We start from the raw sequence: 12657 nt of genomic DNA on the forward strand, positions 1-12657 counted from the left end.
GAGAAACCCATGAAAGCCACCGGACATTTCGAGCAGGTCAGGAACGTCGACCCGTTCGCCGTACTCACCGAACACACCCGCCGGCACATCGATGCCTGGGCGGCCAAGTTCCCGCCCGACCGCAAGCGCTCGGCGCTGATCCAGGCGCTGTTTGGCGCGCAGGAGCAGAACCATGGCTACCTTACCGACGAGCTGATCACCGCGGTGGCCAAGTATCTCGAGCTGCCGGCGATCTGGGCGTACGAGGTGGCCAGCTTCTACTCGATGCTGGAAACCAGGCCGGTCGGCCGCAACAACGTGGCGATCTGCACCAACATCTCGTGCTGGCTCAACGGCGCGGAAGACCTGCTGCGCCACTGCGAGACCAAGCTCGGCATCAAGGCGGGGGAAAGCACGCCCGATGGCCGGATCTATCTGAAACTGGAAGAAGAGTGCATTGCGGCGTGCGTCTACGCACCGGCGATGACGGTGAACGGTCATTACCATGAGCGCCTGACCGTCGAGAAGATCGACGCGATCCTCGATGGCCTGAGCATGGATGGCCCTGCGCACGGCCACGACGCCGAGGGGAACCACTGATGGCTGTCGGACCCGCACCCCAGGACCACCAGGTCGTCTACACCACGCTGCATTTCGACAAGCCGTGGTCGATGGAAAGCTACGAGAAGGTCGATGGCTACAAGGCGTGGAAGAAGATCCTCGCCGAGAAGCCCGATCCGGCCTCGCTGGTCGACGAGATCAAGAAGAGCAGCCTGCGCGGCCGTGGCGGCGCGGGCTTCCCGACCGGCCTGAAGTGGTCCTTCATGCCCAAGGGCGACATGCAGAAGTACATCCTGTGCAACTCGGACGAATCCGAGCCGGGCACGGCGAAGGACCGCGACATCCTGCGCTACAACCCGCATGCGGTGATCGAGGGCCTGGCCATCGCCTGCTATTGCACCGGTTCCACCGTGGCCTACAACTACCTGCGCGGCGAATTCCATCACGAGCCCTACGAGCACATCGAGGAGGCGCTGAAGGAAGCCTATGCTGCCGGCCTGCTCGGCAAGAACGTGCAGGGCAGTGGCATCGACGTGGACATCTACAACGCGCTCGGCGCGGGCGCCTACATCTGCGGTGAAGAAACCGCGCTGATGGAATCGCTGGAAGGCAAGAAGGGCCAGCCGCGCTTCAAGCCGCCGTTCCCGGCCGGTTTCGGCCTGTATGGCAAGCCGACCACGATCAACAACACCGAGACCTACGCCTCGGTGCCGGCGATCCTGCGCAACGGCGCCGACTGGTTCCTCAATATCGGCAAGCCGAACAACGGCGGCCCGAAGATCTTTTCCGTCTCCGGCCACGTCAACAACCCCGGCAACTTCGAGATCCGCCTGGGCACGCCGTTCTCCGAGCTGCTGGCGATGGCCGGCGGCGTGCGCAACGGCCACAAGCTCAAGGCGGTGATCCCCGGCGGCTCCTCGATGAAGGTGCTGCCGGCCGAGATCATGCTCGACAGCACGATGGACTACGACTGCCTGCAGAAGGCCGGTTCGGGCCTGGGCTCCGGCGCGGTGATCGTGATGGACGAGACCACCTGCATGGTCAGGGTCTGCCACCGCATCTCGCGTTTCTACAAGGCCGAGTCGTGCGGCCAGTGCACGCCGTGCCGCGAGGGCACCGGCTGGATGCACCGGGTGCTGACCCGCATCGTCGAGGGCAGGGGCACCGAGGAAGACCTCCATCGGCTGAAGGCGATCGCCGGCCAGATCGAGGGCCACACCATCTGCGCGTTCGGCGAAGCCGCCGCGTGGCCGGTGCAGGGCTTCCTGGCCCGCTTCTGGAATGAATTCGAATACTTCGTGCAGCACGGTCGCTCGATGGTCGAGGACAAGCTTGCACAAGCCAACCCTGGAGTTGCTGCATGAGTGCGCAGCCGACCGGCACCGCGCCGGACCTGATCAACATCGAGGTCGACGGCAAGCCGACGCAGATCCGCAAGGGCGCGATGATCATCGAGGCTGCCGACGCGATCGGCGTTTCGATCCCGCGTTTCTGCTATCACCGCAAGCTGCCGATCGCCGCCAACTGCCGCATGTGCCTGGTCGACGTGGAGATGGGCGGCAAGCTGATGCCCAAGCCGCAGCCGGCGTGCGCCACCCCGGTGGCCGAAGGCATGAAGGTGATGACGCGCTCGGACAAGGCGCTGAAGTTCCAGAAAGACGTGATGGAATTCCTGCTGATCAACCATCCGCTGGACTGCCCGGTCTGCGACCAGGGTGGCGAGTGCGAATTGCAGGACGTGGCGCTGGGCTATGGCCGCAGCGTGTCGCGCTTCACCGAGCGCAAGCGCGCCGTTGCCGATGAAAACATCGGGCCGCTGGTCGCCACCGAGATGACCCGCTGCATTCACTGCACCCGCTGCGTGCGTTTCACCAGCGAGATTGCCGGTACGTACGAGCTGGGCGGCATGAATCGCAGCGAAGACCTGCAGATCGGCACCTATATCGGCAAGACGATCGAGACCGAACTTTCCGGCAACATCATCGATGTCTGCCCGGTTGGCGCGCTGACCAACAAGCCGTTCCAGTTCAAGGCGCGTGCCTGGGAACTGATCGCCAAGCCGTCGATCGGCTATCACGACGCGCTCGGCTCCAACCTGTGGCTGCACGTGCGCCGCGGCGAAGTCATGCGCACCGTGCCGCGCGACAACGAGGCAGTCAACGAGTGCTGGTTGTCTGATCGTGATCGCTACAGCCACCAGGGCATGTATGCCGGCGACCGCATCGGCAAGCCGGAGATCAAGCGCAACGGCCAGTGGCAGGTGGTTGGCTGGGAAGAGGCGCTGGAATTTGCCGGCGAGGCACTGAAGAAGGCGCCGGGCAGCGAGCTGGGCATGCTGGTTCATCCGGCCAGCTCGAACGAGGAAGGCGATCTGCTGATGCGGCTGGCCCGCGGCCTGGGCAGCGCCCACGTCGATCATCGCCTGCGTCAGCTCGATTTCGCCGACAACGCCGTGGCGCGCCCGTTCGGCTTGCCGGTGGCGGAAGTCGGCCAGATCCGCGCAGCGTTGCTGGTCGGTTCGGACCTGCGCCACGAGATGCCGCTGCTGAACCACCGCGTGCACCAGGCGAGCAAGAAGGGCGCCAGGATCTACGCGATCAATCCGGCGCGTTTCGATTTCAATTACAAGCTGGCTGGTGAGGCGATCGTTGCCCCGTCGGCCCTGGTCGACGCCCTGCTGACGCTGGCCAGGGCGGCAGTCGCCGCGGGCGCCCCGGCGCCGGCGGCGCTGGCCGACGCCATTGCTGCGGCAGCGGGCGATGACGCCGGCAACGACACGATCGCGGCGCTGAAGTCGGGTCCGGCGGTGGTGATCCTGGGCGAGGCCGCGGTAACCCATCCGCAGGCGTCCTGGTTGCGTGCCATCGCCCGTTTCATTGCCGACGCCACGGGCGCCGGCTACGACGAGTTGCCGGTGGGCGCCAATGCGGTGGGCCTGGCCCGGCTCCGCGTGGTGCCGGGCAATGGCGGGCTGGACGCGCAGGCGATGCTGGCGCAGCCGCGGAAGAGCTATGTGTTGTACGGCGTCGAGCCGCCGCACGATTTCGCCGATGGCGCGGCGGCCCTGAACGCCTTGCGCGCGGCCGAGCAGGTGGTGGCGTTCAGCGCCTACGCCAGCCCGGCGCTGCGCGAGGTGGCCGACGTGATCCTGCCGATCGCCTTGCTGCCGGAAAGCGAGGCCACCCTGGTCAACGTCGACGGCCTGGCCCAGGGCGTGGCTGCCGGCGCGAAGGCACCGGGGGAGGCCCGGCCGGGCTGGAAGGTGCTGCGTGCGCTGGGCGGCGCGCTGCAACTGGCCGGTTTCGAGTTCGACGATCTTGCCGGTCTGCGCGAAGGTATCGCCGGGCGGGCGGTCTCCGAACGCCAGGGTCTGGCGGCGCGCGTCACGACGGGCGGCCTGAGCCGTCTGGCGACCTGGCCGATCTATCGCATGGATGCCGTGCTGCGTCGTGCCACGGCGCTGAATGCGCATCCGCTCAATCGTGCCCCGGCGGCGCGCATGAATGCCGCCGAGGCGACCCGCCAAGGTCTTGCCGCTGGCGACACCGTACGTGTGGTCGAGGCCTTGTTGCCGCTGGTGATCGATGCCGCCGTGCCCGATGGCGCGGTCTGGATCGAGGCTGCGCATGACCTCACCGCCACGCTGCCGCCGTATGGCGCGTCCATCACCCTGAGCAAGGCTTAAGCAGATGCTTGATCAACTCATCCATCAGCTCGTCGTGCCGATCCTGTACATCCTGGCGATCGTGTTGCCGCTGGTGCTCGCGGTGGCGATGTTCGTCTACTGGGAGCGCAAGGTTCTCGGCTGGATGCACGTGCGCATGGGACCGAACAAGATCGGCCCGTTCGGCGTGCTGCAGGCCTTCGCCGACGTGGTGAAACTGCTGATCAAGGAAGTGATCCTGCCGACCAAGGCGAATCGCTTCCTCTACTACATGGCGCCGATGATCGCGCTGGTGCCCGCGCTGGCGGTGTGGGCGGTGGTGCCGTTCAGCAGCTCGATGGTGCTGTCCAACGCGAACGCCGGCGTGCTGTACCTGCTGGCGATGACCTCGATGGGCGTGTACGGCATCATCATCGCCGGCTGGGCGTCCAACTCACGCTATGCGTTGCTCGGCGCGATGCGTTCGGCCGCGCAGGTGATCTCCTATGAGCTGGCGATGGGCCTGTGCCTGGTCTGCGTGCTGGTGCTGGCCGGTTCGCTGAACCTCACCGAGATCGTCAATGCGCAGGCCGGCAGCAAGGGCATCCTCGACTGGTTCTGGCTGCCGCTGCTGCCGGTGTTCGTGATCTATTTCATCTCCGGCGTGGCCGAGACCAACCGCGCCCCGTTCGACGTGGCCGAGGGCGAGTCGGAGATCGTGGCTGGCTTCCACGTGGAGTACTCCGGCTCGGCGTTCGCGCTGTTCTTCCTGGCCGAATACGCCAGCATGATCCTGGTCAGCTTCCTCGCCGCGATCCTGTTCATGGGCGGCTGGCTGTCGCCGTTCCCGGCCTCGTGGGGTTTCATCGGGCAGGGCGGTTTCCCGTGGCTGCTGCTCAAGGCCTTCCTGTTCTCCTTCATGTTCCTGTGGTTCCGCGCCACCTTCCCGCGCTATCGCTATGACCAGATCATGCGGCTGGGCTGGAAGGTTTTCATTCCCATCGCCATCGCGTGGGTTTTCGTGGCGGGCCTGATGAAGTACTACGGCCTGGTCAGCATCGGCACGGGGGCCTGAGGATCCAATGAATCGCATTTCCGCCTATTTCAAGAGCCTGCTGCTGATCGAGCTGCTGCAGGGCATGGCGCTGACCATGCGCTACATGTTCAAGCCCAAGTACACGATGCGCTACCCGATGGAGCACATCCCCAAGTCGAACCGCTTCCGCGGCCTGCACGCGCTGCGCCGTTACGCGAACGGCGAGGAGCGCTGCATTGCCTGCAAGCTGTGCGAGGCGGTGTGCCCGGCGCTGGCGATCACGATCGACTCGGCGCCCCGCGAGAGCGACGGCCAGCGTCGCACCACCCGCTACGAGATCGACCTGTTCAAGTGCATCTTCTGCGGCTTCTGCGAGGAAAGCTGTCCGGTGGACTCGATCGTCGAGACTTCGATCCACGAGTACCACTTCGAGAACCGCGGCGAGAACGTGGTGGACAAGCAGAAGCTGCTTGCCATCGGCGACCGCTTCGAACAGCAGATCGCCGCCGACCGCGCACAAGACGCGGCGTACCGCTGAGGCCCACGATGAATCCCCAACTGCTTCAAGTCATCTGCTTCTACGCCTTCGGCTTCGTCACCGTGGCTGCCGCGCTGTCGGTGATCACGCTGAAGAATTCGGTGCACGCGGTGCTGGCGCTGGTGCTGACCTTCTTCAGCGCCGCCTGCCTGTGGCTGCTGCTGGAGGCCGAGTTCCTCGCCCTGGCGCTGATCGTGGTCTACGTCGGCGCCGTGATGGTGCTGTTCCTGTTCGTGGTGATGATGCTCGACATCGACCAGGAAAAAATGCGCGAGGGCTTCGTGAAGTTCCTGCCGATCGGCCTGTTCGTGGCCGCGATCATGCTGGCGGAAATGCTGGGCCTGATCGGCGTGCGCGCGATGCAGGCGCACGTGATGGGCGCCGATCCGGCGGTGGCTGCCGGCGTGTCCAACACCGCCTGGCTGGGCCGCGCGCTGTACACGAGCTTCCTGTTGCCGTTCGAGATTGCGGCGCTGATCCTCACCGTGGGTATCGTGGCCGCCGTGGCGCTGACCCTGCGCGAGCGTCGCGACGCCCGCTACGAGTCGGCCAGCCAGCAGGTCAAGGCGGACCCGAACCGTCGCGTGCGCATCGTGAAGATGGCCGCTGTCCGTCCCGACGAATCGACCGAAACACAGGAGCCGCAGCCATGATCACGCTTGCGCACTACATCGTGCTGGGCGCGGTGCTGTTCTGCATCGCCGTCGCCGGCCTGTTCATCAACCGCAAGAACGTGATCGTGCTGCTGATGTCGATCGAGTTGATGCTGCTTGCCGTGAACATGAACTTCGTGGCGTTCTCGCGCTTCCTCGGCGACGTGTCGGGGCAGGTGTTCGTGTTCTTCATCCTCACCGTGGCCGCGGCAGAAGCTGCCATCGGCCTGGCGATCCTGGTGCTGCTGTTCCGTACGCGCAGCACGATCAATATCGCCGATATCGACAGCATGAAGGGTTGATCCGATGCAGCTTTCAACATCCATCCTGCTGACGATTGCGCTGGCGCCGCTGGTGGGCTGCCTGCTGGCCGGGTTCTTCGCCCGCTTCATCGGCCGCGCCGGCTCGCACAGCGTGACGATCCTGGGTCTGCTGGTGTCCTGCGCGCTGTCGTTCTACGTCCTGTACCAGCTCACCCTGGGCGGCGCGGCCGAGTACAACCAGAACCTCTACACCTGGTTCCAGATCGGTCCGTTCAACGCCAGTGTCGGCTTCATGGTCGACCGCCTGACCGCGATGATGCTGGTGGTGGTGAGCTTCGTGTCGCTGCTGGTGCATGTCTACACCATCGGCTACATGCGCGATGATCCGGGCTACACCCGCTTCTTCAGCTACATCTCGCTGTTCACCTTCTCGATGTTCATGCTGGTCATGAGCAACAACTTCATGCAGCTGTTCTTCGGCTGGGAAGCGGTGGGCCTGGTGTCGTACCTGCTGATCGGCTTCTGGTACAAGCGGCCGACCGCGATCTTCGCCAACCTCAAGGCGTTCCTGGTCAACCGCGTGGGCGACTTCGGCTTCCTGCTGGGCATCGCCGCGGTGCTCTATTTCCTGGGCACGCTGGATTACGCCACCGCGTTCAACGCGGCGCCGGGGCTGGTCGGCAAGACCCTGCAGATCACCGCGCACACGCAGTGGGACGCCGCCACGGTGATCTGCATCTGCCTGTTCGTCGGCGCGATGGGCAAGTCGGCCCAGGTGCCGCTGCACGTGTGGCTGCCCGATTCGATGGAAGGCCCGACGCCGATCTCCGCGCTGATCCACGCGGCGACCATGGTCACCGCCGGCATCTTCATGGTGGCGCGCATGTCGCCGCTGTTCGAGCTGTCCTCGACCGCGTTGAGCTTCGTGCTGGTGATGGGTGCGACCACGGCGCTGTTCACCGGCTTGATCGGCATCGTGCAGAACGACATCAAGCGGGTGATCGCGTACTCCACGCTGTCGCAGCTGGGCTACATGACGGTGGCGCTGGGCGTGTCGATGTATTCGGGCGCGGTGTTCCACCTGATGACCCACGCGTTCTTCAAGGCGTTGCTGTTCCTCGGCGCCGGCTCGGTGATCATCGCGATGCACCACGAGCAGGACATGCGCTACATGGGCGGCCTGCGCAAGTACATGCCGATCACCTGGATCACCATGTGGATCGGTTCGCTGGCGCTGGTGGCGATTCCGTTCACCTCGGGCTTCTACTCCAAGGACGCGATTATCGAGGCGGTCGGCGAGTCGCATCGCTGGGGCGCGCATTACGCCTACTTCTGCGTGATGGCCGGTGCACTGGTGACGGGGCTGTACACGTTCCGCCAGATGTACCTGACCTTCCACGGCAAGGAGCGCTTCACCGTGGCCGACCATCATGGCCACGGCCACGACGGGCATGACGATCATGGCCATCACGAGCCGGGCGTGCTGGCGCATGCGCCGAAGGAGTCGCCGTGGGTGGTGACCCTGCCACTGGTGCTGCTGGCGATTCCGTCGCTGCTGGTGGGCTTCTTCACGGTCGGCCCCATGCTGTTCGGCAACTGGTTCGGCAACGCGATCCACGTGGAAGAGGCCAACGACGTGCTGGCCGAACTCGGCCACGAGTTCCACGGCGCCACGGCGATGGCCCTGCATGGCTTCACCCAGCTGCCGTTCCTGCTGGTGGTGATCGCGTTCGTGACCTGCACCTACATCTACCTGTTCAATCCCGCGCTGGCCGGTCGGATCAAGTCCGCGCTGAAGCCGCTGTGGACGGTGCTCGACCGCAAGTACTGGGTCGACAACGTGTACTTCGCGCTGTTCGCCCGCGGTGGCGTGATGCTGGGCCGGGTGTTCTGGAAGGCCGGCGAGACGACGGTGATCGATGGCGCGATGGTCAATGGCTCGGTGGGTCTGGTGCACCGCATAGCCGCCACGACGCGCCGGCTGCAGTCGGGTTACCTCTATCACTACGCGTTCGCGATGATTCTCGGCCTGATCCTGCTGCTTGGCGGGTACTGGTTCATCGGCTCCGTGCCGGTCGGGCAATAAGGGAAACAGATCCATGTTCAATCATTTGCTCAGCCTGTTGATCTGGCTTCCCGTCATCGGCGCCATCCCGGTGCTGCTTGCCGGCTCGGCCCGTCCGAACCTGGCCCGCTGGCTGTCGCTGCTGGTGGCGGTGCTGACCTTCGTGGTCAGCCTGTTCCTGCTGGTGCAGTACGACCCCGCCGGCAATGCCATGCAGCTGGTCGAAAGCCATCTGTGGATCGCCTCGTGGGGCGTCCATTACGGACTGGCGGTCGATGGCATCTCGGTGGCGCTGATCGTGATGACGACCTTCGTCGGCATCCTGGTGATCGTGGGCGCCTGGGAAGTCATCCAGGACAAGCCGCACCAGTACATGGCCGCGATGCTGATGCTGGAAGGCCTGCTGATCGGCGTGTTCTGCGCCACCGACGCGCTGCTGTTCTATGCGCTGTTCGAGGCCATCCTGATCCCGATGTTCATCCTGATCGGCATCTGGGGCGGTCCGCGCCGGGTGTATGCCACGCTGAAGTTCTTCATCTACACGTTCTTCGGCTCGGTCTTCATGCTGATCGCGCTGCTGTACCTGTACCAGAAGGCGCACACGTTCGACCTGGCCACGCTGGCGGCGCTGCCGCTGACGTTCAGGGAACAGGCCTGGATCTTCTTCGCGTTCCTGATCGCGTTCGCGATCAAGGTGCCGATGGTGCCGGTGCACACCTGGCTGCCGGACGCCCACGTCGAGGCGCCGACCGGCGGCTCGGTGGTGCTGGCGGCGGTGATGCTGAAGGTCGGCACGTACGGCATGCTGCGCTTCATCCTGCCGATCGTGCCGGATGCGGGCGCGCATTTCGCGTGGATCATCATCGTGCTGAGCCTGGTCGCGGTGGTCTACATCGGCTATGTCGCGCTGGTGCAGGAAGACATGAAGAAGCTGGTGGCGTATTCGTCCGTGGCGCACATGGGCTTCGTCACGCTGGGCATCTTCATCGCGTTCGCGCTGGTGCGCGAGCAGGGCAACACCGACATGGCGCTGGTCGGCATGCAGGGCGCGATGATCCAGATGATTTCGCACGGCTTCGTCTCCGGCGCGATGTTCACCTGCATCGGCGTGATGTACGACCGCCTGCATACCCGGGCGATCAAGGATTACGGCGGCGTGATCAACGTGATGCCGTGGTTCGGCTTCTTCTACGTGCTCTTTGCCATGGCCAACTGCGGCCTGCCTGGCACCAGCGGTTTCGTCGGCGAGTTCATGGTGATCCTGGCCAGCTTCAGCGCCAATCCGTGGATCGCGCTGTTTGCCGCCTTCACCCTGATCATCGGCGCGGGCTACACGCTGTGGCTGGTCAAGCGCGTGCTGTGGGGCGAGATCACCAACCCCCACGTGGCCGAGATGGAGGAAATCAGCGGCCGCGAAACCTTCGTGCTGGCGTCCTTCGCCGCCGCCGTGCTGGCGCTGGGCATCTGGCCGCAGCCGCTGGTCCACCTGATGGATGGCTCGGTGGCGCAGCTGGTGCAGCAACTCGCCATTCACAAGATTTGATCGGGACCGAACATGCCAACACTGAATGACATCCTGATCCTGCTGCCGGAGTTCTACCTGGTCGCAGCGGCGTGCCTGCTGTTGCTGCTGGACGCCTTCATGAAGCCCGCGCAGCGCCCGCTGCTGCACTGGTTGTCGATCGCCGTGGTGCTGGTTGCGATCTACCTGGTGATCGCCGGTCAGCCCACGGAGGCGAGGAGCGCCTTCGGCGGCATGTTCCTGCGCGACGGCGTGGCCGAGACCCTCAAGGTGTTCGCGCTGGCCACCACGGCGCTGGTTTTCGTCTACGCCCGTCCGTACCTGATCGATCGCAAGCTGCTGGGTGGCGAGTTCTACACGCTGATGCTGTTCGCGGTGATCGGCATCATGCTGCTGGTCTCGGCCGGCAACCTGGTCACGATCTACCTGGGACTGGAGCTGCTGTCGTTGTCGTCCTACGCGCTGGTGGCGCTGAACCGCGACGCGAAGCTGCCACCGGAAGCGGCGATCAAGTATTTCGTGCTGGGTGCACTGGCCTCGGGCATGCTGCTGTACGGCATGTCGATGGTCTACGGCGCTTCCGGCATGGGCGGTACGCCGACGCTGGACCTGGCGCAGCTGCATAACGTGATGAGCTACACCACGGCGCCGACGCTGCTGCTGTTCGGCCTGATCTTCATGATCGTCGGCATCGGCTTCAAGCTGGGTGCGGCGCCGTTCCACATGTGGATTCCGGACGTCTACCAGGGCGCTCCCACGCCGGTCACCACCTTCATCGCCTCGGGTTCGAAGCTGGCCGCATTCGGCATGGCCTGGCGCCTGCTCGATGGCGGCATGGGCGACCTGTCGCAGCACTGGCAGCTGATGCTGGCGGTGCTGGCGGTGCTGTCGCTGGCGATCGGCAACCTGGTCGCCATCGTGCAGACCAACCTCAAGCGCATGCTGGCGTACTCGACCATCTCGCACATGGGCTACCTGCTGCTCGGCCTGGCGGCTGCCGGCCCGGAAGGCTATGCGGCGGCGATGTTCTACGCGATCTGCTATGCGCTGATGGGCGTGGCCGCATTCGGCGTGATGCTGGCGATGAGCCGGGCAGGGTTCGAGTGCGAGGAAATCGCCGACCTGAAGGGCCTCAACCAGAAGTCGCCGTGGATGGCCTTCCTGATGCTGCTGGCGATGTTCTCGCTGGCCGGCGTGCCGCCGCTGTTCGGCTTCTGGGCCAAGGTGCTGGTGCTGGAAGCGGCGATCCACGCGGACATGCTGTGGCTGGCGATCGTCGGCGTCGTGTTCGCGATCATCGGCCTCTACTACTACCTGCACGTGGTCAAGGTGATGTACTTCGACAAGCCGGCCGAAGGCAGTCAGTTGCAGGCACAGGCGGACAAGCCGCTGCGCGTGGTGCTGTCGATCAATGCGCTGTCGCTGCTGGCGCTGGGCCTGTACTGGGGCCCGCTGCTGGGATGGTGCCGTCGCGCGTTCGGTCTTTGAATCGTCGACGGATACCATTGATGAACGATTGAGGCTTGCAAGAAACCGGCCACCCCGGTAAACTCTTCGGACTCTGATGCGGGGTGGAGCAGTCTGGCAGCTCGTCGGGCTCATAACCCGAAGGTCGCAGGTTCGAATCCTGCCCCCGCTACCAGATCTTTCTTGATGCAAGAAAGCCTCCTCGTGAGGCTTTTTTGTTGGGCGCACGGATGCGTCGTGCCTGGCGGCTTCTGCCGCCAAGCGCACCGGAAAGAGCTGCACGAGGAGGAACATCGGCGTGATAAGGAAATGGGCCGTTGGAGCCCATTTTTTGTTTCTGCCGTTCTGACGGAGCGAGTCGGGAAGACGATCATGGATACACAGGCACTGGCACAACGCTTCACCGGGGTACTGGCCGATTTGGGCCTGGAATGCCTTGGCGTGGAGTTCAATCCGTCGCATGGGCAGAGTACCCTTCGCGTCTACCTGGACCTGCTGGACAAGACGACCGGCGATGGCGAACGCCGCGAGGTGGGTATCGAGGATTGCGAATCCGCCAGCCGTGAATTGTCCGCCATGCTCGACGTGGAAGATCCGATTCCGGGCCACTACGTGCTGGAAGTGTCCTCGCCGGGTCTGGATCGTCCGCTGTTCACCGCCGAACAGTTTGCGCGGGTCGACGGACAGGAAGTGAAGTTGCTGCTGAAGGCGCCGCTGGAAGGGCGTCGCCGCTTGCGCGGCAAGCTGGTTTCGGTGGAAGGCGAGCACATCGTGCTGGAAGCCGAAGGCAAGACATTCGAATTCGATCACGCGCTGGTGGAAAGTGCGCGCGTGGTGCCGGACTGGGTGGCGCTGGGTTACGCGCCGCAGCCCAAGCGCGGCGGCAAGAAGCCGGCCGGTTGAGGCCAGTCGGAAACAAATTGAGAGTGC

The 12657-nt window shown here is 64.6% G+C and carries 11 protein-coding genes and 1 tRNA gene; all 12 read left to right on the top strand.

From position 1 onward, the window contains the following. Window positions 1-9: 9 nt before the first annotated feature. The 12 genes from nuoE to UU7_RS03000 all read left to right on the top strand — a co-directional run bounded on the left by nuoE (window position 10) and on the right by UU7_RS03000 (window position 12630). On the top strand, window positions 10-579 hold the full coding sequence (gene nuoE / locus UU7_RS02945) for an NADH-quinone oxidoreductase subunit NuoE (RefSeq protein WP_007805207.1): 570 nt from the start codon (window positions 10-12) through the stop codon (window positions 577-579). Continuing rightward, entirely contained in the window at window positions 579-1904 is a 1326-nt protein-coding gene (gene nuoF, locus UU7_RS02950; RefSeq protein ID WP_007805208.1) for an NADH-quinone oxidoreductase subunit NuoF, read from the top strand. The genes nuoE and nuoF overlap by 1 nt, the downstream gene beginning before the upstream one ends. Beyond that, window positions 1901-4225, top strand: a complete 2325-nt coding sequence (nuoG, locus tag UU7_RS02955) for an NADH-quinone oxidoreductase subunit NuoG (protein WP_007805209.1) — start codon at window positions 1901-1903, stop codon at window positions 4223-4225. Before nuoF ends, nuoG begins: the two co-directional genes overlap by 4 nt. 4 nt (window positions 4226-4229) lie before the next feature. Beyond that, complete coding sequence (nuoH, locus tag UU7_RS02960; protein WP_007805210.1) at window positions 4230-5258, top strand: NADH-quinone oxidoreductase subunit NuoH; 1029 nt, start codon at window positions 4230-4232, stop codon at window positions 5256-5258. Between the two features lie 7 nt (window positions 5259-5265). Then, window positions 5266-5757 (top strand): NADH-quinone oxidoreductase subunit NuoI, encoded by a 492-nt coding sequence (gene nuoI, locus UU7_RS02965; protein WP_007805211.1) that lies wholly within the window; start codon window positions 5266-5268, stop codon window positions 5755-5757. A gap of 8 nt (window positions 5758-5765) precedes the next feature. Continuing rightward, a complete protein-coding gene (locus tag UU7_RS02970) occupies window positions 5766-6410 on the top strand; it encodes an NADH-quinone oxidoreductase subunit J (protein ID WP_007805212.1) in 645 nt (214 codons plus the stop codon). Then, window positions 6407-6712, top strand: coding sequence for an NADH-quinone oxidoreductase subunit NuoK (gene nuoK, locus UU7_RS02975; RefSeq protein WP_007805214.1), 306 nt, complete (start codon window positions 6407-6409; stop codon window positions 6710-6712). The genes UU7_RS02970 and nuoK overlap by 4 nt, the downstream gene beginning before the upstream one ends. A gap of 4 nt (window positions 6713-6716) precedes the next feature. Continuing rightward, complete coding sequence (gene nuoL / locus UU7_RS02980) at window positions 6717-8759, top strand: NADH-quinone oxidoreductase subunit L (RefSeq protein ID WP_007805216.1); 2043 nt, start codon at window positions 6717-6719, stop codon at window positions 8757-8759. A gap of 13 nt (window positions 8760-8772) precedes the next feature. Beyond that, complete coding sequence (locus UU7_RS02985) at window positions 8773-10281, top strand: NADH-quinone oxidoreductase subunit M (RefSeq protein ID WP_007805218.1); 1509 nt, start codon at window positions 8773-8775, stop codon at window positions 10279-10281. 12 nt (window positions 10282-10293) lie between these two features. Further along, on the top strand, window positions 10294-11748 hold the full coding sequence (gene nuoN, locus UU7_RS02990; protein WP_007805220.1) for an NADH-quinone oxidoreductase subunit NuoN: 1455 nt from the start codon (window positions 10294-10296) through the stop codon (window positions 11746-11748). A gap of 77 nt (window positions 11749-11825) precedes the next feature. Beyond that, window positions 11826-11902 (top strand) — tRNA-Met (locus tag UU7_RS02995). A 197-nt stretch (window positions 11903-12099) separates the two neighbouring features. Beyond that, a complete protein-coding gene (locus tag UU7_RS03000; RefSeq protein ID WP_007805221.1) occupies window positions 12100-12630 on the top strand; it encodes a ribosome maturation factor RimP in 531 nt (176 codons plus the stop codon). Window positions 12631-12657 lie beyond the last annotated feature (27 nt).

Origin of the sequence: Rhodanobacter spathiphylli B39 (assembly GCF_000264295.1) — a bacterium.
GTDB lineage: Bacteria > Pseudomonadota > Gammaproteobacteria > Xanthomonadales > Rhodanobacteraceae > Rhodanobacter > Rhodanobacter spathiphylli.

Bases quoted from the DNA above. Each gene is read 5' to 3' on its own strand.
- UU7_RS02985 (WP_007805218.1), top strand. From the start codon at position 8,773: ATGTTCAATCATTTGCTCAGCCTGTTGATCTGGCTTCCCGTCATCGGC.
- UU7_RS03000 (WP_007805221.1), top strand. From the start codon at position 12,100: ATGGATACACAGGCACTGGCACAACGCTTCACCGGGGTACTGGCCGAT.
- nuoK (WP_007805214.1), top strand. From the start codon at position 6,407: ATGATCACGCTTGCGCACTACATCGTGCTGGGCGCGGTGCTGTTCTGC.
- nuoE (WP_007805207.1), top strand. From the start codon at position 10: ATGAAAGCCACCGGACATTTCGAGCAGGTCAGGAACGTCGACCCGTTC.
- nuoL (WP_007805216.1), top strand. From the start codon at position 6,717: ATGCAGCTTTCAACATCCATCCTGCTGACGATTGCGCTGGCGCCGCTG.
- nuoH (WP_007805210.1), top strand. From the start codon at position 4,230: ATGCTTGATCAACTCATCCATCAGCTCGTCGTGCCGATCCTGTACATC.
- UU7_RS02970 (WP_007805212.1), top strand. From the start codon at position 5,766: ATGAATCCCCAACTGCTTCAAGTCATCTGCTTCTACGCCTTCGGCTTC.
- nuoN (WP_007805220.1), top strand. From the start codon at position 10,294: ATGCCAACACTGAATGACATCCTGATCCTGCTGCCGGAGTTCTACCTG.
- nuoF (WP_007805208.1), top strand. From the start codon at position 579: ATGGCTGTCGGACCCGCACCCCAGGACCACCAGGTCGTCTACACCACG.
- nuoG (WP_007805209.1), top strand. From the start codon at position 1,901: ATGAGTGCGCAGCCGACCGGCACCGCGCCGGACCTGATCAACATCGAG.
- nuoI (WP_007805211.1), top strand. From the start codon at position 5,266: ATGAATCGCATTTCCGCCTATTTCAAGAGCCTGCTGCTGATCGAGCTG.